Origin of the sequence: Fulvivirga kasyanovii, assembly GCF_009711405.1 — a bacterium.
In the GTDB taxonomy this organism is placed as follows: Bacteria; Bacteroidota; Bacteroidia; order Cytophagales; family Cyclobacteriaceae; genus Fulvivirga; species Fulvivirga kasyanovii.
In genome coordinates, this window is record NZ_SMLW01000204.1 from 1 (window position 1) to 2,120 (window position 2,120).

Consider the following 2,120-nt stretch of genomic DNA (forward strand, 5'->3'; position numbering starts at 1 on the left):
CAATCAGGACTTTTTTCATAATGGTGAATATTTAATATAATTCCTTCTTAAGCAAATTTAGTAAAGAATAACATTAAATCTTAGCAATGGCTTAACGCCTGAATAGCTTTACGGTGATCTCATTGGCAAAAGAAAGCTCCATATAATCTTTGCTTTTTTTGAGAATCTCGTACTTCAGCTCGATGTCGTTATCTAACCGCTTAAGGGTAAGCTCATTGTTGTTCATTTCCCACCGGAAATTCACGCCTTCGGGTTCTTTGATCAGAAGTGAGTTGGGCCGGCCGGCCACTTTTAGCTGTGCATAATTATTGTCGAACAGTACCAGGTCTCCGGTTACTTCTTCTTCACCGATGGTCCAGGATACAGTCCATGCATTCTCTAACTTATCAAATTCCTGGCTTTCGCTACATGCGGTTACCAAAACCAGGCAAATAAAAGTCATTCTCTTCATCGTTCTTTCGTTTCGTAATAAGTAAACGAGGATGAAAGGCAAAGATTGTATTGGTTAAAAATACTTCATTAGCAAATTTACTATCTGCCTGACCCGGTTATTGTAAGGAGGGTATACCGTTTTGGAAGTCGTTAGCCCGACGCGTTGCTTGAGTACGGGTTTTTCATTGGAGAAAGCCATAAACCCATGCCATCCGTGTGATTTTCCAAGGCCACTGTTGTTAACACCTCCAAAAGGCAGATTGGGGTGGTTGAAGTGCAAGACACAATCGTTGATGCATACGGCACCGGATGAGGTATTATTGAGAATGAGTTTCTTATTTGAACTATGCCTGCCAAAATAGTACAGGGCCAGAGGCTTGGGCTTTCCGTTTATAAATTCAATAGCTTCCTCAATTTTATCATAGGTTTGGATTGGCAATACAGGCCCGAAAATTTCTTCTTCCATTACCGTAGCATTTTCAGAAACCCCGGTCAGGATGGTGGGTGGTATAAAGTTTTCGTCAGGTTTTGTTTCTCCACCCATGGCTATTTCGGCACCGTTTTCCAGGGCATCGCTGATCAACTCATTTATACGGTCATAATGTTTGCGGTTCACTATACGCGCATAGTCTGCTGACAAATCGAAGCCTTGTTTTTGGCTATCAAATAGCTGTCGGGCTGCTGTGATCAGGTGCTCTTTTAAAGCATCTGCTACAGAGTGGTGGGCCAGCACATAATCAGGAGCCACACAGGTTTGGCCATTATTGATGAACTTTCCCCAGGCAATTTTCTCTGCGGCATCCTTCAGATTGCATGTCTGATCTACGATAGCCGGTGACTTTCCTCCAAGCTCCAGCGTCACGGAAGTCAGGTGCTCTGCAGCAGCTTTCATTACTATTTTGCCTACTGCCGGGCTTCCTGTAAAGAAAATATGATCAAAAGGCAATTTGAGAAGCTCCTGTGAAATCTCAATTCCTCCGTTAAAAACCCTGACCTCGTCTTCCTTGAACAGTTCCCCGATCATAGTATCTATCAGCTCGGAAGTATGAGGTGTCATCTCCGAAGGTTTCAGTACTACGGTATTTCCGGCAGCCAGAGCAGATACCAAGGGGCCTATAGCGAGGTTAAAAGGAAAGTTCCATGGAGCGATAATAAGACAAACTCCTTTTGGTTCATACTGAATATAAGATGTGGTGCCGACAAGTGATAACGGGGCATCGACCTTTGCCGGTTTAGCCCAGTTATTCAGGTTTTCCAGAGCATGTCGTATTTCTGTAAGTACAGGGTATATTTCGGTAATGTTAACTTCTACCGCCGGCTTTTTAAAGTCGCGGTAGATGGCATCCTGAATAGATTTTTGGTTTTTTTCGATCCAAAGCTGTAAGGCCTTGAGGCGTCTCGCGCGCTGTTTGGTGTTTTCAGAGCGCATAAGCAAAGATTGCTTTTGCTGCTTCGAAAAAACTTCTTCTATGCTGCTACTATAGGTTTCAGGGGTGGTTTTAACAGTGCTCATACTTTAAAAATACAAAAAAGAAGAAATCTTTCCGGTATGATGAGGAACATTCTAATGTTAACTTAATGTTAAATTAATTGTTATAATTGTGTTTTAATGTTAAATTAATGTTAAGAATTTATTAACTGGAGATAACATGAAGAGGGCGTTCTATTTTTTAACCGTTGGATTGCTA

2 protein-coding genes are annotated in these 2,120 nt (G+C 41.9%); both read right to left on the reverse strand.

The window, feature by feature from the left end; all coding sequences use genetic code 11:
* Positions 1-91 precede the first annotated feature (91 nt).
* Positions 92-451 (reverse strand): hypothetical protein, encoded by a 360-nt coding sequence (locus E1163_RS00840; protein WP_155168633.1) that lies wholly within the window; start codon positions 449-451, stop codon positions 92-94.
* Positions 452-505: 54 nt separating this feature from the next.
* The gene (locus E1163_RS00845) at positions 506-1,945 is read right to left on the reverse strand and encodes an aldehyde dehydrogenase family protein (RefSeq protein WP_155168634.1); all 1,440 of its coding nucleotides are present in this window, start codon (positions 1,943-1,945) and stop codon (positions 506-508) included.
* Positions 1,946-2,120: the final 175 nt, after the last annotated feature.